This is a genomic window from Dinoroseobacter shibae DFL 12 = DSM 16493 (assembly GCF_000018145.1).
In the GTDB taxonomy this organism is placed as follows: domain Bacteria; phylum Pseudomonadota; class Alphaproteobacteria; order Rhodobacterales; family Rhodobacteraceae; genus Dinoroseobacter; species Dinoroseobacter shibae.
The window spans coordinates 903,322-924,293 of record NC_009952.1 but is presented as its reverse complement, the minus strand read 5'-3'; the positions used below and the strand labels follow the sequence as shown (position 1 = coordinate 924,293).

The 20,972-nt window shown below is 67.5% G+C and carries 13 protein-coding genes; 1 reads left to right on the top strand and 12 read right to left on the bottom strand.

The features are described 5' to 3' along the window. Position 1 precedes the first annotated feature (1 nt). The 9 genes from DSHI_RS04600 to DSHI_RS04560 form a co-directional block, all read right to left on the bottom strand. Positions 2-1,924 carry a vWA domain-containing protein gene (locus DSHI_RS04600; RefSeq protein WP_012177576.1) on the bottom strand — a complete coding sequence of 641 codons (1,923 nt, stop codon included), beginning with the start codon at positions 1,922-1,924 and terminating at the stop codon, positions 2-4. Positions 1,925-1,938: 14 nt separating this feature from the next. Then, positions 1,939-2,979 carry a hypothetical protein gene (locus tag DSHI_RS04595; RefSeq protein WP_012177575.1) on the bottom strand — a complete coding sequence of 347 codons (1,041 nt, stop codon included), beginning with the start codon at positions 2,977-2,979 and terminating at the stop codon, positions 1,939-1,941. Further along, positions 2,976-5,654 carry a putative virulence factor gene (locus DSHI_RS04590; protein ID WP_012177574.1) on the bottom strand — a complete coding sequence of 893 codons (2,679 nt, stop codon included), beginning with the start codon at positions 5,652-5,654 and terminating at the stop codon, positions 2,976-2,978. The genes DSHI_RS04595 and DSHI_RS04590 overlap by 4 nt, the downstream gene beginning before the upstream one ends. A 19-nt stretch (positions 5,655-5,673) precedes the next feature. Then, positions 5,674-8,799 (bottom strand): virulence factor SrfB, encoded by a 3,126-nt coding sequence (locus DSHI_RS04585; RefSeq protein WP_012177573.1) that lies wholly within the window; start codon positions 8,797-8,799, stop codon positions 5,674-5,676. Further along, positions 8,799-10,064 (bottom strand): hypothetical protein, encoded by a 1,266-nt coding sequence (locus DSHI_RS04580; RefSeq protein ID WP_012177572.1) that lies wholly within the window; start codon positions 10,062-10,064, stop codon positions 8,799-8,801. Before DSHI_RS04580 ends, DSHI_RS04585 begins: the two co-directional genes overlap by 1 nt. Before the next feature lie 9 nt (positions 10,065-10,073). Beyond that, positions 10,074-11,939: a S1 family peptidase gene (locus DSHI_RS04575; protein WP_012177571.1), complete on the bottom strand. Its 1,866-nt coding sequence runs from the start codon at positions 11,937-11,939 to the stop codon at positions 10,074-10,076. Between the two features lie 389 nt (positions 11,940-12,328). After that, positions 12,329-13,702 (bottom strand): peptidoglycan-binding domain-containing protein, encoded by a 1,374-nt coding sequence (locus tag DSHI_RS04570; RefSeq protein ID WP_012177570.1) that lies wholly within the window; start codon positions 13,700-13,702, stop codon positions 12,329-12,331. Positions 13,703-13,918: 216 nt separating this feature from the next. Beyond that, the gene (locus DSHI_RS04565; protein ID WP_245533046.1) at positions 13,919-15,007 is read right to left on the bottom strand and encodes a peptidoglycan-binding domain-containing protein; all 1,089 of its coding nucleotides are present in this window, start codon (positions 15,005-15,007) and stop codon (positions 13,919-13,921) included. Positions 15,008-15,277: 270 nt separating this feature from the next. Continuing rightward, positions 15,278-16,210, bottom strand: coding sequence for an IS5-like element ISDsh4 family transposase (locus tag DSHI_RS04560; protein ID WP_012177568.1), 933 nt, complete (start codon positions 16,208-16,210; stop codon positions 15,278-15,280). Between the two features lie 334 nt (positions 16,211-16,544). Between DSHI_RS04560 and DSHI_RS04555 the strand changes: the two genes are divergently transcribed. Continuing rightward, positions 16,545-17,627 (top strand): PLP-dependent cysteine synthase family protein, encoded by a 1,083-nt coding sequence (locus DSHI_RS04555; protein ID WP_012177567.1) that lies wholly within the window; start codon positions 16,545-16,547, stop codon positions 17,625-17,627. A 93-nt stretch (positions 17,628-17,720) separates the two neighbouring features. Here the strand turns inward: DSHI_RS04555 and bhcD are convergent, their stop codons facing one another. The 3 genes from bhcD to bhcB all read right to left on the bottom strand — a co-directional run bounded on the left by bhcD (position 17,721) and on the right by bhcB (position 20,972). After that, positions 17,721-18,713, bottom strand: coding sequence for an iminosuccinate reductase BhcD (bhcD, locus tag DSHI_RS04550; RefSeq protein ID WP_012177566.1), 993 nt, complete (start codon positions 18,711-18,713; stop codon positions 17,721-17,723). A 106-nt stretch (positions 18,714-18,819) separates the two neighbouring features. Further along, positions 18,820-19,983, bottom strand: coding sequence for a 3-hydroxy-D-aspartate aldolase BhcC (gene bhcC / locus DSHI_RS04545; protein WP_012177565.1), 1,164 nt, complete (start codon positions 19,981-19,983; stop codon positions 18,820-18,822). A gap of 14 nt (positions 19,984-19,997) precedes the next feature. Further along, positions 19,998-20,972, bottom strand: coding sequence for a beta-hydroxyaspartate dehydratase BhcB (gene bhcB, locus DSHI_RS04540; RefSeq protein ID WP_012177564.1), 975 nt, complete (start codon positions 20,970-20,972; stop codon positions 19,998-20,000).

Genomic DNA, 20,972 nt, shown 5'->3' with positions numbered 1-20,972 from the left:
CTCAGGGCAACACGTCGAAGGGCATGGCAAAGACCAGCTCGCCATCGGGCGCGCCCTCGTAAAGCGCGGTCCAGACCGTGGGATCGAAGAGCCACTTGCGATATTGCACCAGCTTCTGCCGCATCCCGTCGATGATCCCCCGGCGCAGCATGGCCGACTGGCCCCAGCGGTCCTCGGTCATCTGCAGAAGCTGGCTCTGGTAGGGCAGTCGTTCGAGGTATTCGAGCGCCCCGCCGAGCGTGTCGGTATCGGGGTTGACCAGCCGGTCGGGGTTCTGGGCCATCTGCGCAATCACCCCCCGGACCTGCCCGAAGAAGCTGTAGGCATCGTCGGTGCCGGTGGCCTGCTCGCCCAGCCGCACGAGATTGTCGAGCAGCTCGGCCATGGTCGCCATCTCGTTCTTGGTGACCAGAAGCCGCGGCTCGATCACCTGGGCCTGGGGCGCCTCCACCGCCCGGTCGGCGATCCAGCCCTGGATCACGGCAGGCGCCTGGGTGCCACGTTGCGCGCCGAGATAGGCCAGCCGCATGGCGCGGCCCAGGGCCACCAGGTCATCGCCCGCCTCGGCCTCGGGCAGCACGGCGGTCTCGCCGCGCGCCACGCGCACATGGTCGGTCAGGGCGGTCACCAGCCGCTGCGCCGTGGCGGCGAAGGCCTGCTCCGAGCCGCCCTCGATGGGAAAGTAGTATTCCCGCCCGGCAAAACGCGACAGCTCGCGGTAGCGCGCCTCGGCATACTCATGATTGGCCGCGCCCCCGACCGGGGTCTTCAAATGCAGCGTCATCACCACGATGCGGCGGCCTTCGGCATCGGTCTGCAACTCCCGCACCCCGATTTCGGACCGGGCATTGGGATCACGCGGATCCTTTGGCCCCGCATCCGTCACCAGGATCACGTAGCGCGCGTCGATCGGATCACCCGCGCCCAGCTGGTCCCAGTCGATCTCGTCGATCGCGTCCTCGACCCCTGCAAGGCTGTCCTCGTTGAACCCCGGGGAGTTCGCCCGCGCCACCTGCGTGGCCGAGCCGATAGCCGCGATGACCGGGGCCTGATCGGCGCGCCGTGCCAGCGGCATCAGCACCTTGGTGCGGTATTCCAGCTCCGGCACGGCATCGGTGTTGTCGCGAAACCCGATCACGCCGAAATTGACCAACTCGCCGATTTCGGTCCCGGCGATGTCCTGCACGGTGGATTGCAACACCCGTTGGGTGGCCGCGATATAGGGCTCCATCGACTGCGTGGTGTCGAGCACGAAAACGATGCCCACATCGAACGGGCCCGCGCCCTCTCCCTTCTCCGGTGCGGTGGGCGGCGCGGCATCCTTGGGCACCGAGGCCACCTGCATCAGAAGCACGTCCTCGTAGTTCACCGGGTGCAGGTCCTCGACGAAATCGAGGATCGGCATCAGGTAGAGCTCGTCGCGGATATTGACGAATTCCTCGGGCTCAATGGCGACCACGCCCTCGGCCCCGTCCACGATCCCCGCCTCGGCCTGCGCCAGGAGCCGCGCCTGCACCGCGCGCAGGGCTTCGTGGTTCATCAGCCAACGCAACTGTTCCTCGGTTTCGAAGAAGAACTGCCGCTCGCGCCCGGCGGCGTTGGTGAAGGCGCCGACGATATTCTGTTTCCAATCCACCGCCTCGGCCTCGGAAATCCAGCCCGTCGGCCCGCCCGCGTTGGAATTGGCCACCGCCAGCCAGCCATTGGCGCGCTGATAGACATAGAGAGGCTGGAACGCGGGCATCGACGCGATCACCTGGCCTTGCGGGGCGGACCGGATCTGCGCGCCGGGCTTGGTCAGGACCCGCTGGAACACGGTCTGCGTCCCTTCCAGCAGCAGCGGACGCGCCGTTTGCGCCGCCACCGGCGCGGCGGCCCCCAGCAGGGCGAGGCTCACAAGGCAGGCTGACAGGAAATAACGCATCAAGGCTGGCCTTTTCAGTTTCCGCAGAAATCTTCGCGCGCGCTGGCGCTGAGGGTGTCGGTCTTCAGCATGAGGGTCAGGCAGACAGAGGACAAGAGCGCTTCGGCCTCCGCCGACCCGGCATCCCGCGCGCGGGCATAGTATTCCGCGGCCCGCGCGGGATCATCACCCAGCGTCAGGCCGATCTGTTCCTCGATCACCGCGTCGGTTTGGGCCGCATCGTAAAGCGTGCCGAAGAATGCCAGTGCTGCCGGGTCGTTCTGCGCTACGGCCTCTTCCAACAGCCCCAGCGCAGTGTCGGCACTGACCGCGCCGCCGCAATTGCGCAAGGCCGGGCCGAGCGCGCCGAAACCCTGAGAGGCCAGGGCTTCCAGTTCAGCGGGCGCACAGGGATCGGGCGCGGTGGCCGCCGGGGCGGGCGCAGGCGCGGGGGGCGGTGGCGGGGTCTCCACCACCTCCTCCGGTTGCAGCAGGAAGAAGGCAGCCACCGCCGCCGCCCCGACCAGCGCCAGACCGCCCAGGACAAGCGGCAGTTTCAACGATTTTTCTTCGGTCTCGTCGGTGTCGGCCGCTTCGGGCTCCGGGGGCGTGTCCGCTTCCGGCTCCGTCAGGGGGGTGGTCGGCTCCGGTTCCGGTGCGGGCTCCGGCTCGGGCTCGGCCATGCGGATCGGGGCCGCGGGGGCGGCAGGTGCCGGCGCATCGCCCACCTTGATCGCCGTGTCCGAGGTCGCGGCCTTGGGGGAATGCACGATCTGCTCGGGCCAGCTCAGCTCGGTCACCACGCCGCCCACGGTCAGGCGCAGGGCCGCGAATTCTTCGAGCTTGTCGACGATCTCCGGGCCCACCACGATCCTGGCGCTGCCCTCGGCCCGATCTATCGGATAAGGCCCGAAGGCATGGCGTTCGGGTTGCCAGCCCTCGGGGCCGAGGAACCGCTCGCCATAAAGGTCGAACACCTCGACCGCCGCCGCGTCGCCATCGAGGACGGCAGCATCGAGGGAAAGCTCGGCATATCCGCCACGGGGATGGGCGGGGTCCGGACGCAGGGCGATCATGCGGCTGCCTCCCCGGCGAGACCCTTGAGGATACGGCCCATGCGGCGGTTCTGTTCCTGGTTGATCTCCCCCGCATCGGTGTCCCCGGCATTGCCGACAAACAGCGCCTCGAGCATGAACACCCAGTCTGTCCAGGTCTCCTCGGCCGAGGCGCGCGGGATCTCCGGCAGACCGTCCAACCGATCCGGGGCGGGTCGCGGCGCGAAGACGGGGCGCGGGCCGGTGTCGGTCTCGACCTGGGGGCGCGCCTCCGGCGGCAGGCGTTCGGCCCCGAGCGTATGGACGAAGCGGTTGATCGCCTCCGCACAGACGATCGAGGCTGGGGCAGCCTGCCGGTCGACGGTGTTGCCATAGGCGATCTTGCCGAGATCGGCGATCATGGCGTCACGCACCCCGGTCCGGCGCAGCCCGTGGATCAACTCGGTCACCAGGTGGGCGGCGGCTTCAGGCGTCAGGGCCAGCGCCTCCAGCAGGCGCGCATCCTCGCGGAAGCGTTTGAGCCCCTCGACCCACAGCTCGATGGCCGTGTCGGCCTGGAATTGCTCCGGCGTCATGGTGCGGATGTTCGGCGCGCTTGCAGGCTCTTCCTCCGCGGCAGGCTCGGTCGGCGCAACCGCCGCGGGCCGGGCCGGGCGCCCGGGCCGCGCGGGCCGGCCGGGGCGGGCGGGCGCACCGGCGGCCACGGCGGCGGGCCGCTCGGCGGCGGCGGCCGACACCGCACTGGAGATCCGGATCGAGCTGGGCACACGCGCGATCCGCTCCTGCACCATGTCCTGATCGACGCAGAGCGCGCCCAGAAACGCCCCGAACCGGTGGTTGGACAGGGTCAGCTCAAGACAGTCGATGATTTCCGCCGCCGCCAGCCGCTTCTCGGCCTCGCGTTTCTCGAAATCGTCCGAGACATGGAAACCGGACAGCTCCAGCTCCAGTTCGCGGATGATCTTCTCGGCCTGGGTCTTGATCTGGCGCAGCTTGCTGTCGGGCTTGCAGACCTTGGTCAGCTTCCCGGTCAGGTACCCGACCCCGCCATCGTTCAGGGTCAGCGCCGCGTCCCAGGCCGCCTCCGGCTCCGCGAAATGCCGCTGCACGGGGTCGGCGGCGAGGCAGCCCGCCTTCAGCTCCGCCACGCGGGCCTGTTTCTCGGCCCGGATGCCCAGCTCGCGCTGGTTTTCGTCATATTCGATCAGACCCTCGACGAAATAGTTGGGATTCCGCAGCCAATAGCAGTTCTGGAACGGCTGGTTCGGGGTCCACTGATTGACCCAGCTGTCATCGATCTTGCCACCGAAGGGCTGCAGCAGGCTCGCGTCCATGCGCCGCTCGAACCGGGTGGCCTCGCCACCGCCGGCGGCACTTTCGCCCAGGTGCTTGTCGAACTTGGTCATCACGAAGAACAGGATGCAGTCGGTCTCGGCCCGGTCGGCGGGACGCACGCCATGGGTCATCCCGATCCAGTTCTCCACGAGCCCTGGCAGGTCGAGCGTTTCCATGTTGCTGTCGGGCACACAAAGCAGCATGGAGGTGATTTCCTGGTTCTCCACGTAGCGGTCGAAGAGATACGCCACCTTGCCGCGCAGCAAAAGCTGGCTGACGGTCTCCTCGGGCTTGGCGAGCGTCTTGGCCAGCGGCTGCTCGAAGCGGTTGCGCGCGCCGGGAAAGTCCAGTAGGTCCGTCTCGGCAAAAAGCGGGCTGGGTTGCGTTTCCATCGGGAAGACCAGCTCCGCGGCCAGCGCGCAAACCTCCGCCCGCGGCAGGGCCACGACCTTGCCTCCCGGGGTCCGGACCTGCAGCGTGTCCGCCGCCGCCCCGTCGAACAGCCCGTGCAGGGTCTTCACGTCGATGATCGAGGTCTCCCGCGGGGTCAGCGCGTCGAGCCCGGCGAACACCTCCGCCGCACCGTCGATCCGCGCCAGCGCCTCGGCCAGTTGCAGATAGAGCCGGGTGAACGCCTCGTGTCCGCCCCAGAGGATCGACAGGAAGGCCGCCCGGTCGGGCAGGGCCATCTTCGGCGCCATGGCCGCGGCTTCCTCGAAGAATGGTTTGTAGCTGGCCGCGGCGCGCCCGAAGCTGGCGGCGAAGTAATCCCCGATCTCGAACACCTCGTCCTCGGTCATGCCGGGGACATCCACGCTCCCGACCCGGCCGCGATGGGCATCGAAATGGGCGGCCATCTGGGCGGCGTCCGGCACGGGTTCCTCGTCGCTGCCATCGTTGAAGAACGAATTGGCGATGGTGCGCGCCAGATCCGCCTCCGACAGCAGGGTCAGCTTGATCGGGAACCCCTCGGGCGTGGGATCCTTGGACATGGTGAAGCGGGTCACCAGCCCCGTCGACTCGCCCTCGCCCTCGGGGTTGATCTCGCTGATATAATCGAGCTTGCCGCCCGGCCCGTTGAAATCCGCCGTCAGCCGCCCGTCCGCCGGCCGCGCCAGCACCGACACCAGGAAGGACTTGCCCGCCTGGGACGGTCCGAACACACTGACCGACATCCGGGTGCGGGCCGAGCGCGACAGCTTCTTCGCCCGCCGCTTGGATTGGCGCAGTAGCTGCGCGAGGGTCTTCTCCCGCCCGCGCACCTGGTCGGCATTCTCCGCATCCCCGATCCAGTCGAGCGCCTCCACGGACAGCTCCGCAACCTGCGTGCAGCGTTCTGCGAGACTGTTTGCGTCGGACATGCTCTCTCCTTCCCGCGGCTCAGATCCGGAACACGCCGGTATCGAGCCAGTATTCATCCTCGAACCCGAGCGTGTGCAGCGACAGCACCACGTCGTCGTTCTTGATCATCGTGCCCTCGGCATCCTCGGCCGCATCCACCCGGAACACCTCGCGCACCCGTTCGGCGCGCAGTTTTTCCAGGCTGGTCTCGGCCTCGTCGAAATCATCGTCCTCGCGGACCAGTTCGACCTTAACCGGCAGCTTGATCTTGCCCGCGATGCTGTCATTCGCGAAGTCGAGCCGGTAGAGCGGCGTGGTCGTCCAGCGCTCCAGCGGCAACTGGCGCGCGCCGATATAGACCGGCGAGTGCATGCGGACGATCGCCGTGGGATCCTGCGCGGATTTCCTGGCATCCAGATCGAGATCCTCGAACAGCATGCGCCCCTCGGGGATCTGGCCGTTCGTGTCCATCTCGCCCACGAAACGGGCGGTGGATTTCATCTGGAACGCGCCGGTGGTGACCTTGAAGTTCGGGATGCGGTTCTCGGACAGTGCAATCAGCATCCCGCCCACGGCCACGGTGGATTTCGGATCGCCCACCCGCTGGCTGACCGGATCGCGGAACGGGTACCAGTTGCCGGTCTTGTAGCGGTGCATCGAGATCAGGCGATGGGGCGGGACCACGAGCATTTCCTCGACGATGGCGCGCACCGCCGGCAGCCGCGAGGGACGGCCCGTCAGCAACACCACATCGCAGCCGAGATGGTCGATCACCTCGCACATGTTGCCGAGCACCTTCTGGAACACCTCCCGCGCGATGGCGTCGAGGTCTTCGCGGCTGGCGCTCAGGACCATGTCCGCAAGCCGCCAGCCCTCGGCGCCCAGCTGCGTCGCGGGCTTTTCGAGATAGTCGAGGATCTCGTCGGTCACCTGCGGCGACGCGTCTTCGTGGCCTTCCTCATCGCCTTCTTCGCCAACCGGCGTGGGCACGAGGCCCAGCACATCCGCCACGGGGATGTCGATGCGGTCGGCCTCCTCGGCATCCTCGCAGGCCGACAGGATCGCCTCGGCCAGCGGCACCAGCACCCGGATGGAAAACTGCCTTCGCCGTTGCACGGTCTGCTGTTCCTGCCCGCCGATATCGCCGCCGAAAAGCTCCCGCATCCGCTCGGCCACGAACTGCCCGCCCGCCTGCGCGATGGAATCCTGCAGCCGCGGCAAGACGATGGCGCTGATCACCCGGTGCACCAGGTCGTCGCCCGCCACGCGGAACCCTTCGCGGAAGGTCTGCTCGGGATGCAGCACCCGGTTGTCCTCGCCGCGATAGGTGGTGACCATCAGGTCCGTGGTCCCCCCGCCCACGTCGATGCAGGCCAGCCGCAGGGACGGGCTCTCGCCGCCTGCCGGGTCCGGACGTGGCTGTCCCTTGAGGTCGAGAAACGTGTCGATCCGGCCATCGAATTTCTGGGTCAGCTCGGAATAAAGATAGACCAGCTGGGTGCAGCTCGCCTCGTCCCAATCCACCAGCAGTTCGGGCTTGCCCTCGACCGCGATGGTGCTGGTGCCGTCCTTGGTGCCGAGCATCTCCTTGACCAGGGTCAGCGCGCCCGAGACCCGCGACCGGATCATCGCCTGTTCCTGCACCGAGGTCGCCGTGGGCAGGGACAGGATCACGCGGTTGAGCCGCCGCGGCAGGTCAGACTGCGACCGGCGCGAGCGCGAGGCCGGATCGTTGATCTGCACCATGGCATGGGCAATGACCTCGGCCAGCATGAACCCGAAAAGCGAGGAGCGTGAGAACCGCGGCCGGATCGCCGGGGTCAGCGGCGTGGTCTTTTTCGGCTTGCGCAGGTTGAGCCCGATCTCGGTCTTGACCTGGGCCAGCACGTCGCCCGCCTCGTTCAGGTGCCGCATGGCCGCGCGCACCGGGCGCGGCAGGTTGTTGGGGTCGTGGTGGTTCTGGAACCGCCAGTCCTGCAACACCGCGTCATCATCCCAAAGGTACCGCTTGGGCGAGGACAGGCCCGACAGGGTCTCTGTCCCCTCCTCGGCCTGCACGAGCCGCACGGCTTCGGGCCCCATGCGCACGAAGCTGGGCCACATGAACGCGTTGCGCCGACCCGACCGCGACGCGTAGCGCTCGTCGCCGAAGCGCAGGTCGGCGAACTCCACCCGGCTCTCGAAGAGGCCCGAATAATGGAACTCCGGACGAGACAGGTCGCGGATCTCCAGCGGGAAGGACCGGGTCAGGTCGACCCGCGTCTCGCCCGGGAAGCGCTCGATCAGAATGCCGCAGGTCCGCGAGTTGCCGATGTCGAGCACCAGGTCGACCTCGACCGGGGCGACCGCATCGCGCGGCGCGACGGTGTTGGCAAAGCGCATCTTGGGCGGGGCCACGGCGCGCTGAATCACCTGAAGGTACGACAGGTAGCGCGCCCAATGCTCGAACATATGCGGCAGGTTTTCTTCCGAGATCGATCGCCCGGGGCGTTCGGCCCGTTTGAAGTCGAGGAACATCTCCTTGAGCCAGTCCGACACCCAGAGCTGCAGATCGACCGCATTGCCGTCCTCGTCCGCCTCCAGCCGCTGCAGGAACCAGCTCATCGCACCGGGGTCAGAGACCAGCCGGAACTCGCGCGGCTTCTCGCTGTCGGCGCGTTCGGGGGCGACATAGTGGGCGCTCTGGTCCTGGTCGCTGAGCGCGGTGTCGAGCGCGATCTGCACCCGGTGGGTATGGCCGGTCTCCGGATCGGGCTGGGGCAATTCCACCGTCCGCAGCCGCGCCCAGGAGGACGGGCCGGGATCGTAAAGCTCCTCGCCCCCTGCCCCGCGCTGGTTTTTCAACCGCAGCACCGGGATCGGCACCCATTTCTCCAGAAACGGCTCCAGTGCGGCGAGGGGCCGGACGGAATACTCGTCATCCTCCGGCGTGGTGGCCGCGAGGATCGGCGCATCGCGCTCAGCCTCCCCGGTCAGGGGATAGAGCGTGCGATGACGGCCCTCGGCCGCGCCCTCGGGGCGTTCGATGAAACGAAAGGACCGGATATCCAGCGCGTTGATATCGAACCCGAAATCGAGGATCTGGATGCCAGAATAGGGCACCAGCGTGATCTCGTCGCCCAAGGATACCAGCCGTCTCAGCCGCTTGGCGCGGTCTTGCAGCATCACTGCCCCCCGTAATTGTAGGACTGCTGCCAGTCCCTGTTCTGACCTGAAACGATCCCGGTCAGGTTTTCAACCCTGTCGGCCGCGCGGATCTGGACCTGAAAGGGCGTATCGCCCCCCCCGGAGCGCGAGGAATACATCCGCACGCGGATCTCGTAGACCCCGCCCTGGGGCCCGGTGAAGAAGATGTTCTCCACCGGCTTGTCCACCGGCGCGCCCACATTGCTGTCGACGTCCAGTTGCCCGTTGCAGGCATCGCGCCGCAGGTAGGACACGGTCACCCCCGCCGGGCAGGTCACCGACAGATCGAGGTCGTCCGGCCCGTCCCAGGCCAGGGTGAAGGTCAGATCGCCCAATTCTGCACCGGCCTCGGACCGGCGCGCGTCGATATCGGGCAGCGCCTCGGGCGGGCGTTGGGCCAGGGCCGGCAGGTCCGGGATCGGCAGCCCGTCCCTCGGGTCGGGCTGGCAGGCCCGGTCGGCGATGCCGATCTGCCGCTCCAGAATCGCGATCCGGTCCTTCAGGACCTGCCCGCGCCGGGTGGCCGCATCGCTCTGGGCCGCCGCTTCGCAATAGGACAGGGTGAAGGGCGTCCTGATCCCGCAGGCCGGCACCATTAGCCAGACGATCGCCGCCAGCAGCAGGGCCAGCAACAGACCCAGGAGCCACAGCAGCCAGAGGGGCGCGGCCCAGATCCGCTCGGATGTCGCCGTGGCCGCGGCGCCCCCCGCGGCGCCTGCCGGGCCCGTGCCCACGGGCGGTGGGGCGGGCTTCGGCGCGGGTCGCGCGTCGGGCGCGCGCAAGGAGCCCTCCACCACCACCTGCTTGTCCGACACCCAGGCCCAGTTCACCAGAACCGGCTGCAACGCGCCATCCGGCCCCCACACCACGAACACCCCGTCCTCGGGATAGGACAGCGCATTCTCCAGCGCCTCGCCCAGCCGCTGCTCCTCGGCGCTCTCGGCACTGCTGTAGCGCGCCGCAAGTGCGCGGACCTCCGCGATCTGCTCCGCGAGCGTCGCCTCGGCCCGTGCGCGGTCCTGCTCGGGCAGGTCGGCCAAGGGCTGCGCCTTGCCTTCCACCGCCGCGTACCAGTCGAACCGGTCGCCGAACTGCGTCGCCACCGGCTCGGCAAAAAGGGCCGCCGGCGCCGCGCCGATCTCGGCCCGCACCGTGCCGGTGATCAGCTCGTAGGAGCGCTGCGGCGCCGTCCCGAGCGGGCGCAACCCCTCGATGGACGTGTTGGTCAGGAAGGCTTCGAACATGGTGCCCGCCTACTCGGGCGTCGCGCCGGGCAGCGGCAGGGCCGGGATGCCCTCCGCCGGTGCCCCGGGCGCGGGCAAGGCCGCCACGGCGGGCGGCGGCGACGGGCGCGCGACCTGCGGCCTGCACGGGCTGGAAACCACATTGGGCAAAGCCCCCGTCCCTTGCAGGAAGCCCAGCAGCTCGGGACTGGCCAGCGCGAAGTTCAGGTTCCGCAAGGGGCCCTGCACCACGAAGGTGTTCACCCCCACCAGACGTCCGCAACTGTCCAGAAGCGGCCCGCCCGAGTTGCCGGTGGAAATCGGCGCGGAATGGACCACGACGCGGGTGTTGCGCGGCGCCATGTCCTGCTCGACACTGACCGTCCCGTCGGTGACCGCCAGTTGCGGCACAGCGCTCAGATCCCCCGCGCGCAACTGGGAAAACTGCGCGTCGGTGCGCAGGATGTCCCCCGGATAGCCCGCCGCGATCACCGCCTGCAGCCGCAGGCTTTCGGTGCCCTGCAGAATGTCGAACGCGGGCTGGTTCGCCCCGGGCACGCGCAGCAGGGCGAAATCCGCCCCCGTGGCCTGCAACGGTCCCGACTGCTTGAGCAACTGCGCCTGGCGCACGGCGCCCAGCGCCTCATTGGTCACGAAGATGCTGTCGGCGGCAGCCCCCTCAACCACGTGGAAATTCGTCACCAGGAGGTCCGGCCCCACGAAGAACCCCGTCCCGGTCCCGGTGCCCGTCGCCGTCTGCGCGATCACCAGCGCCGTGCGCGCATCGACCAGCGCCAGCAGGTTCGCCGTCTCCAGCGTGCCGGTGGCTGTCGGCACCGCCACCCGCGCGGGATCGGGCGGCAGGATCGGGGTGAGATCGGCGGGCACGATGGCCCCGGCGCGGTCGTTCGGATCACGGGGGTCGGGCGGCAGCAGGCCCTCGATGGTCATCCCGTCGGGCATCAGCAACGTGCCATCCGCCCGGCATTGCGCCCCGTCCAGCGCCGCCTGGAGGCTGGCCAGCCGCGCCTCCAGGGCGACGTTCACCTCCTCGGCCAGTTCCGCCGCCGCCACGTCCGAGATCGCCTGTTCCGACGGGTCGTTCGGGAAGAGCCGCGTGCCCGGCAGCAACAGCCAGAGCAGCACGACCGCGGCCAGCACCGTCAGCACCAGCAGGGGCACCCAGCCCCCCGGCCCCACCCGGCGCGGTTCCGCCTCGGCAGGCGGCGGGGACGGGGGCGGTGGTGGGGCCTTGGCAGCCGATGCTGCCGCCATACCGCCGGTCGCGGCGGCGGCTGCAGCGGCACCTGTCGCGGGCGCGGGACCTGTGTCGCCAGCCGCGGCCCGCGGAGCCGCGATCGCCTCGCGATACTTCTGCGCTTCGGACGGGCCGAGGGGCGGCGGCGCCGGGAACGGCACGAACGCCCCCAGGGTCTGCGCGAAATGATTGGCCCGCGCGCTGCGGTCCCGCTCGAACCCGTCCGGCAACATCCCCCAGTTCAGCAACAGCGGGGTGCCGTCGACCGCCACGATCGAACCTGGCTCCAGCGTGTAGAGCGCCCGCGACAGCATCGCGCCGACCTCCGGGTCATCCAGCAGCGGCAGGAGCGGCGTCACCTGCGCCTGCAGCCGTGCCTGCACCTCTGCACGCGAGGCGGAATCGAGCCGCGACAGGGGCACCGGCTGGCCATCCACATCGCCGTACCACGACACCGACGCCGCCGCCTGGTCGTTGCCCCGGCTGATCAGGGGCTCGGCAAACAGACCCGCCGCCGCCGGCGCCCGCGCTTCGAGCATGGCGCGCAATTCGGCATGTTGTTCGAGAACCAGCGCGCCGTCATGGGACAGGCAGTTCTCCAGCGTGAGCGGGGTCTTGACGAGGAAATAGTCAGCCATGGGTACAGCTTTCGGCGCGGGTCGTGGACGGCGCGCAACCCGGCTTGGGTCGTGCACCGGTACTGCAGGGGAACAGGGCGGGGGGCAGATGCGCGGGCAAGTCGGGGGAGCGGGAAAGGATCATCTTGGAAATCGGGCCTGAACTCTGCACGCGGACAAAAACGCGCTCGAAAATAATGGCCTCCACGAGCTTAGCCGCATCGGCCTCAACGGGGCGGGCCGAACCGGACAACCTTCCGCGCCGACACCGTGTTCGATCAAACCACCCACACCGCTGCGCTGCAACCGTTGTCGCGCGTGCTGGCGTCGGGCGGGGGCGCTTTGCGTACTGTACATGGCCACCACGGGACCGGACTGCGCAGCCCGGCGACCCGGGCCGCCGGGGCATGTCACTGCGGCAGCGGCAAGGCCGGGATGCCGCCACCGACCGCGGGCACGAGGGGCGGCAGGCCACCACCCGGCTGCGCCTGAAGCTGACCTGACTTGATCGCGGCCCGCATCACCGCGACGCGCTCCGGCGACTTGGACGGCAGGAAGGCCGGGGTCGCCCCCTGTTCCAGGGCGCCGAGCGCCGTATCGTACCACGCCACCGAGCCTGCCGCGTTCGGCTGCAACCCGAAGCCCTCGCGCTTGTGATGCGCGACCAGTTCGGCATAGGGCAGCGCACCCACCGCAAAGGACAGCAGCGCGCCGGAAAGGGCCATCTCCGCATTGTCCTGGCGGTACCCGATCCCGGTGCAGAGCTGGCCGTAGGCCGCGGCGGTGGACGTGTCGGCCAGCCCGATCTGCGCGTTGATCTCCGCCACGCGCCCCTGCACCACATCGGCCGTGGCGCTGTTCACAAGGTCACGGGCTGGCACCATCGCGTCCGAGATCTGCGAACAGGTCGCGGTCAGTTGCTCGTCGCTTACTCGCAGTTGCGCTGCATAGCTCTGTCCGGCGGAAATCGCGAAGCTGCGCGCCTCGCAGAACTGCTCGCTCAGCGCCTGGTCTGCATCGGTCATCGCCGCGGCCTGCACCATGCCCTGGTTTGTCTGGGTCATCAGCGTCACGAGTTCGCAGCGCTCCGCCATGCTCTTGGCGACCTGACCCATGGGGGCGAGCGGCGGGATCGCCAGGGGGGCGACCTGCGTCGGCGCCGGGGTCGGGGTCTGGGTCGGGGCGACCACGCGGGTGGTCTGCGGCACGGGGCTGGGCACGTTGGGTTGCACCCCGAAGTTCTGCGGCGCCCCGAACGGTGCCTGCGGGGACGCGACCTGCTGTCCTTGCGGCACTTGCGGGTTGGGGAAGGTCGGCGCCCCGAACCGCTGGGCATAGCTCGGATCCTGGAACGCCTTCAGCAGGCCCTTGGTCCCTTCGGCAGCCACCACGTTCGGGAAGGCCGAACCACCGCCCGCCTGCATCCGGCTGTAGCCGTCCAGCAGCACGCCCTTCTGGTAATCATCGAGATACCCGGTGCTCTGGAAGCCCATATACGCCTGGTAATTTCCGATGGCGGCGCGAGATTTCGGCCCGAGGGAGCCATCGACCGTCCCGACCGGGAAGCCGAACGCATTGAGCGCGGTTTGCACGTTGCGATTCTCCTGTCGCTGCGCGGAGCTGACGCTGGGCCGGGTTGGCTGGCTGGGGCGCTGTCTGGCCATGTCGTTGATGATCGCACCACCGATGATCGCGCCGATCACGCCGTGCAGGTCGGCTTTTGCCATGGGGGTCGAGGTGAGTGTGACCGCGCAGGCCACCGCAATCGCGTGCTTGAAATGCATTACCGAACTCCAACCGAAAAGGACTGTTACAGGAGAGTATTCGGTCGCGGCCCGGATTCGTCCAGTTTTTTTGCTCTTTTTTTCCGCAATCACGCATAATCCCGGCATTGGGACACGCGGAGCGACGAATACCGGCCTTATTGCCCTGCGCCCAACCGCGCCCGAAAAGATGCGCCCGGCAGGATGGACCCGACCCGGCACCGCGCCCGCGCGGAGCTACTGCGGCAAGGGCAGGTCCGGAATGCCGCCCCCCGACGCGGGCACCATGGGCACCGCGCCGACGGTATCGGCTTGCAACTGGCCGGACTTGATCGCCGCCCGCATGACCGCGACCCGCTGGGCGGATTTCGACGGCAGGAAGGCCGGTGTCGCGCCCCGCTCCAGGGCATCGAGGGCGATGTCGTACCACGAAAACGCCGCCGCCCCCTGCGCCGCCAGCCCGAAGCCTTCCCGCGCGTGGTGCGCCAGAAGCTCCGCATGGGGCCTCTGCCCCGCCGCGAAGGACAACAGCGCCCCCGACAGCGCGATCTCCGCATCATCGAGGCGATACCCCTGCGCCGTGCAGAGCTTGCCATAGGCCGCCAGTTTCGGCAGATTCGCCATGCCAAGCGACGCGCCGAGCTCCACCACCCGGGCCTGCACCGCCTGCGCCGACTGCCCCGCCATCATGGCACGCACCGGCCCAAGCGCCGCCGAGATCCGCGTGCAGATCTCCACGAGTTGCGCCTCCTCGAACCCGATCTGCACCGCATAGCTCTGGCCCGCCGCAAGGGCAAAACTGCGCGCCTCGCAGAACTGCTCGCTCAGCGCCTGGTCCGCATCCAGCATCGCATCCGCCTGGATCAGCCCCTGGTTGATCCGGGTCGTCAGGGCCACGAACTCGCACCGCTCGGACATGCGCGTGGCCGTCGGCCCGGCCTGCGGCAAGGACGGCACCGCAACCGGCAGGTCCGGCACCACGCCCAGATCCTCTGGTCCGCCGAACGGGGCCCCGGGCGCGCCGATCCTGCCTCCTTGCGCCACTTGCGGGTCGGGATAGGTGCTCGGCCCGACCGTCGGGGTGAACGCCTTGAGCAACCCCTTGGTCCCTTCCGCGGCCAGCACATTCGGGAAGGCCGCACCGTCGCCGGCCTGCAACCTGCGATGGGCGTTCAAAAGCACACCCTTCTGGTACTCGTCCAGAAACCCGGTGCCCGGAAACCCCATGAAGGCCTGGTACGCCCCGATCGCCGCGCGCGACCGCGGGCCCAGGTCCCCATCGACCACCCCGGCCGGGAATCCGAACGCGTTGAGCGCGGACTGCACACGCCGATTTTCCTGCCGCTGCGGGGATTCGACAGTGCGCGGCGGCGACGCAGGCGGAGACGCCGCAGGGGGGTCTTCAAACATCTCGTCGATGATTTCACGGCCAAGCTGTTCAAGAAGGTTTTCGTGAAACCCCGCTTTTGCCGCTGAGGGCGCAAAAAGGGCTACCGCCAATAGGATCGAAATCGCGCTTTGAATATGCATGATACCTTCCCGGGGCGTTGTTGCACAATTAGGCCTGAGGGAGAGTTCCCCCTATCCCCGGCGGGTTCACGCTTCACAAACGACGTCAGCCTTTCCGAGGGCTGAGAAACGGTTCATGAGGGCGATGCGGATGTGGATTTCTGCGGTTTGTCGGTCGGGGTCTCTTGCCATAATGCGTTCACCGAATGATTTGAGGCATCGCATCTTGGCCTCGACACGGCTTCGGGCGTGGTAGCCGCTCCATCGCTTCCAGAGAGATCTGCCGAAGCGTTGTGAGGCCCGTAGTATCTCGTTGCGGACCCTGGCGGCAGGACCGTCCTCCTTCCACAATCGTCCGTTCCGGCGAACCGGGATGATTGCTTCGGCATCTCTGGCAATGATGGCGGCGTGACATCTGCGGGTATCGTAGGCACCATCGGCTGTCACGGTGCCGATCTGTTCGTCCTCGGGGATCTGTTCCAGAAGGTCAGGCAAGACGGGGCTGTCGCCGTCCCGACTGGACGTGAACTCCACCGCTCGGATGTCGGATGTAGTGGTGTCCATGGCCAGATGAACCTTGCGCCATTGACGTCGGCGGCTGGTGCCATGCTTGCGAACCTGCCACTCTCCGTCGCCCAAGAACTTGATCCCTGTGCTATCCACAAGCAGGTTCAGCGGTCCATCCACGCGGCGATAGGGGATCTGGACGTTCAAGGTTCTTTGGCGCCGGCACAACGTGCTGAAGTCCGGCACCGGCCAGTCGAGGTCAGCCATTTCCAAAAGGCTCGCGACCATACCGGAGGTTTGGCGAAGCGGCAGGCCAAACAACACCTTCACACTCAGGCAGAACTGGATCGCTGCATCGGAGAATACGTCCGGTCGTCCCCGCTTGCCGGTCCGTTCAGACAGCCACGTCATGTCGCGGTCGAACCAGACCAGCAGCGAACCCCTCCTCCGAAGCGCCTTGTTGTACTCAGACCAGTTCGTTGTTCGATAGCGGGGAGGAGCGGGCTTCGGCATGCCGCCGATCTAACCTACGGGATTCGTGAAGTGAATCCCTGACGCACTTTACGCAACAACGCCCCTTCCCGGCCAAAAGTCACACTATCCAAAGCCAAAAGGGATTCGTCGAGAGGTTTCGAAATGACCCGGCAATCCGAATTCCCGCGTCCTCTCCTCAGCTGCTATACCCGCACAAACCACCGGCCCCCGCCGCAACGAAATGTGACCACCCCAAGGGTGCCCGCACCCGGGCAGCCCGCTTCCCCGCCCCCCCTTTTGCGTCTACGCTTCGTGGCAAGGACAAGAAGCGCGCCGAAGCGCCCGGTTTCGCATAGCTGCAAAGAGGACACCCATGACCGCCACACCGCCCATCCGCAGAACCACCGGCAACGGCAAGACCTACGACTCCGTGCTCGATACGGTCGGCAACACGCCGGTCATCCGGATCAACAACCTCGCACCGGAGGGGGTGGAGCTTTACGTCAAGGCCGAGTTCTTCAATCCCGCCGCGTCCGTCAAGGATCGCCTTGCCCTCAACATCATCGAGGCTGCCGAGCGCGCCGGGACACTGAAGCCCGGCCAGACGGTGGTCGAGGCGACCTCCGGCAATACCGGCATCGGGCTGGCCATGGTCTGCGCGCAGAAGGGCTATCCCCTCGTGATCACCATGGCCGAGAGCTTCTCGATCGAGCGGCGCAAGCTGATGCGCCTTCTCGGGGCGAAAGTGGTCCTCACGCCGCGCGCCGAGAAGGGGTTCGGGATGTATCGCAAGGCAGTGGAACTGGCCGAAGCCAACGGCTGGTTTCTCGCCAGCCAGTTCGAAACCGCGGCCAATGCGGAGATGCACGAAAACACCACCGCGCAAGAGATCCTCGGCGATTTCGAAGGCTGCAAGCTCGACTATATCGTGACCGGCTACGGCACCGGCGGCACGGTCACCGGCCTGGGCCGGGTGCTGCGCAAGGCGCGGCCCGAGACGAAGATCATCCTGACCGAACCCGCCAATGCCCAACTGCTCGGCAGCGGCATCGCCCAGGACCGGGACCCGAACGGCGCGCCCGCCGTCAGTCACAGCGCCTTCGAGCCGCATCCGATCCAGGGCTGGACGCCCGATTTCATCCCCAAGGTCCTGCAAGAGAGCATCGATCAAGGCTTCTACGACGCCCTGCTGCCCGTGGCCGGGGCCGATGGCATCGCCTGGGCCCGCCGCCTCGCTGCCGAGGAAGGCATCCTGACGGGGATCTCCGGCGGCTCCACCTTCGCGATCTCGCACGAGGTCGCCAAGACCGCGCCGGAAGGCTCGGTCATCCTGTGCATGTTGCCCGACACCGGGGAGCGGTACCTGTCCACGCCGCTTTTCGAGGGGATTGTCGAGGACATGAACGAGGACGAGCGCGCCATCTCCGCCTCCACCCCCGGCTACCAGATGCCCTGACCCGGCCCGGGCGGCGGGGCGCCTGCCCGCCCTCCCATAGCAAATGGCCCGCCTTACCGGCGGGCCTCGGGCATGGTCACATGCGGGGCGCGATCAGAGCGAGACGCGCGTGGCCGCCCCCGTCGCGACCGCCTGCTCGGCGGCCACGGCAGCGACCGCCAGGTCCTGCAACCCGACGCCGGTCCCGTCGAACAAGGTGATCTCGTCATCGGAGGTCCGGCCCGGGTGGTCGCCGTTGATCACCTTGCCGATGGGCGTGACATCGTCCTGTGTGATCGCGCCGGAGGCGATGGCATGCTGGGTCTCGCCGATGGTGGTGGATTGCGCCACCTCGTCGGTAAAGAGCGTGGCCTTGGCCACCAGCTCTGCCGCGACCTCCTGCTTGCCCTTGGTGTCGGTGCCCATGCAGGCCAGATGCGTGCCCGGCTTGATATAGCCCGCCTCGATGAGCGGCTCGAAAGCGGAGGTGATGGTGATGATGACATCCGACTGCGCGCCCAGCTCTTCGCGCGAGACCGCCTCGAAGGGGATGCCGATCTCGGCCGCCACCTTGCCGAGGTTGGGGATCATGTCGGGATGGGGGTTCCAGCAGACGACCTTCTCGAAATCGCGCTGCTCGACGGCCGCGCGCAGCTGGAAGGTGGACTGGTGCCCCGCCCCGACCATGCCCAGAACCTTGGCATCCTTGCGCGCCAGCTGGTCGATGGACACTGCCGAGGAGGCCGCGGTGCGGATCGCCGTGAGGTAGTTGCCCCCCACCAGCGCCTTGAGCTTGCCGGTATCGGGGTCGAACAGGAACACCGTGGACTGGTGATTGATGATCCCCTTGGCCATGTTGTTGGGCCAATAGCCCCCGGCCTTCACGCCCAGCACCATGCCCGCCTTGTCGAACCCGGACTTGAACCCGTAAAGCGCATCCTCGTGCCCGATCGCCTCGCGGATCACCGGGAAGTTGTAGGCATCGCCCCGCGCCATGGCGCCGAACACATCGCGTACGGCGGCGAAGGCCAGATCCCGGTCGATGACCTTTTGGCAGATTTCCTCGGTGACGATGACAAGCCCGTCGGTGTCCGGTTTTTGCAGCATGGTGCCCCCCTCGAATGGTCGTGCCGCTGGAGACGTCGGACGCCTCCGGCGGGAGTATTTTCGAAACAATGAGGGGGGCTGTCGCGCCCCCCTGCCGGTCTTTGGATCAGTAGGCGAGGCCGCGCGCGGTCACGGGCCAGAGCGCTTCGACCTTGCCGTTACGCACGCCCACATACCAGTCATGGACGTTGCAGGTCGGGTCGCAATGACCGGGGACCAGCTTGAGCTTGTCGTTGACCTTCAGCTTGCCATCCGGGTCCGCGATCACGCCATGCTCGTCCGAGCATTTGACGTATTTTACGTCGTCGCGCCCATAGATGAACGGCAGGCCGCTATCCACCGATTGCGCCTTCAGGCCCGCATCGCAGATCGCCTTGTCGGCCTTGGCATGGGACATCACCGAGGTCAGGATGAACAGCGCGTTCTCCCACTCGCCCTGGTCGATCCGGTTGCCGTTCTTGTCCAGGATCCGGCCGTAATCGGCATCCATGAACGCGTAGGAGCCGCACTGAAGCTCGTTATAGACGCCCGAGTTGCCCTCGAAATAGTACGACCCCGTGCCGCCGCCGCCGACGATGTCGCACTCCAGCCCCTCGGCCTTCAGCGCATCGACCGCGTCCTTCACCATGGCGACCGCGATGTCGATCTTGGCCTTGCGCTCGTCATAGCTGTCGAGGTGCTGCATCGCGCCCTGATAGGCCTGCAGGCCCGAGAATTTCAGGCCCGGGGCCGCGTCGATGGCCTTGGCGATCTCGACCACGGCGGGGGTGGTGGTCACGCCGCAGCGTCCCGCACCGCAGTCGATCTCGACCAGGCACTCGATCTGGGTGCCGTGCTTGGTGGCCGCCGCCGACAGGTCGGCCACGTTCTCGATATCGTCCACGCAGCAGATCGCGCGCGCACCGAGCCGGGGAATCCGCGCCAGACGGTCGATCTTGGCCGGGTCACGCACCTGGTTCGACACAAGCACGTCCTTGATCCCCCCACGGGCGAAGGCCTCGGCCTCCGACACCTTCTGGCAGCACACACCGCACGCGCCGCCCAGCTCCATCTGCAGCTTGGCCACGTCCACGGACTTGTGCATCTTGCCATGCACCCGGTGCCGCACCCCCATTTCCTTGGCGAAGTTGCCCATCTTGACCACGTTGCGCTCCAGCGCGTCGAGATCCACCACAAGGCACGGCGTCTGGATGTCCGCCTCGTCCATCCCGATGGCCGCCGGAATGTTGTAGCCCACTTCGAGCTCTGCGAATTTGGTTTCTGCGTTCATTGTCTCGGCTCCCCTTAGCCCGTGATCCACGGCAATTTGTCGAGATCGACATTGCCGCCCGTCACAATCACACCGACGCGCTTGCCGGCGAATTTATCCTTGTTCTTCAGAATGGTGGCCAGCGGCACAGCACAGCTCGGCTCCATCACGATCTTCATGCGCTGCCAGGTGAGCTTCATCGCGTCGATGATCTCCTGCTCGCTGGCGGTCAGGATATCGCTCACATGGTTGGACACGAAATGCCATGTGAGATCCTTGAGAGGCACCTTCAACCCGTCGGCAATGGTGACCGGCGCGTCGTCGGCGATGATGTGCCCGGCCTTGAAGCTGCGATAGGCGTCGTCGGCCTGCTCCGGCTCGGCGGCGATGATCTGCACCTCGGGTGCGATGTTCGACAGGGTCAGGCAGCAACCCGAGATCATGCCGCCACCGCCGATGGGGGCGATCATCATGTCCAGCCCGTCGGTCTGCTCCATGAACTCGCGCGAACAGGTGCCCTGCCCCGCCACGACCCGCGGGTCGTTATAGGGATGGACGAATTCCGCGCCGGTGCGCTCCTGCACCTCGGCAAAGACCGCCTCGCGGGAGGTTGTCGAGGGCTCGCATTCGGTGATGATCCCGCCATAGCCCCGGACGGCCGCCTTCTTGGCCTCCGGTGCGGTGCGCGGCATGACCACGTTGCACGGAATGCCCCGGCGCCCGGCGGCATAGCTGAGCGAGAGCGCATGGTTGCCCGAGGAATGCGTCGCCACACCGCGCTCGGCCAACGCATCGCTCAGGCCGAACACCGCATTGCAGGCCCCGCGCACCTTGAAAGCGCCCGCCTTCTGGAAGTTCTCGCATTTGAAGAACAGCTCCGCGCCGACCAGGTCGTTGAAATAGGACGAGGTCAGGACGGGCGTGCGATGGATATGGGGTTTGATCCGCTCATGGGCGGCGACCACGTCGTCATAGGTCGGGATCACCGCCGGGTCGATCGTGTCTTTCAT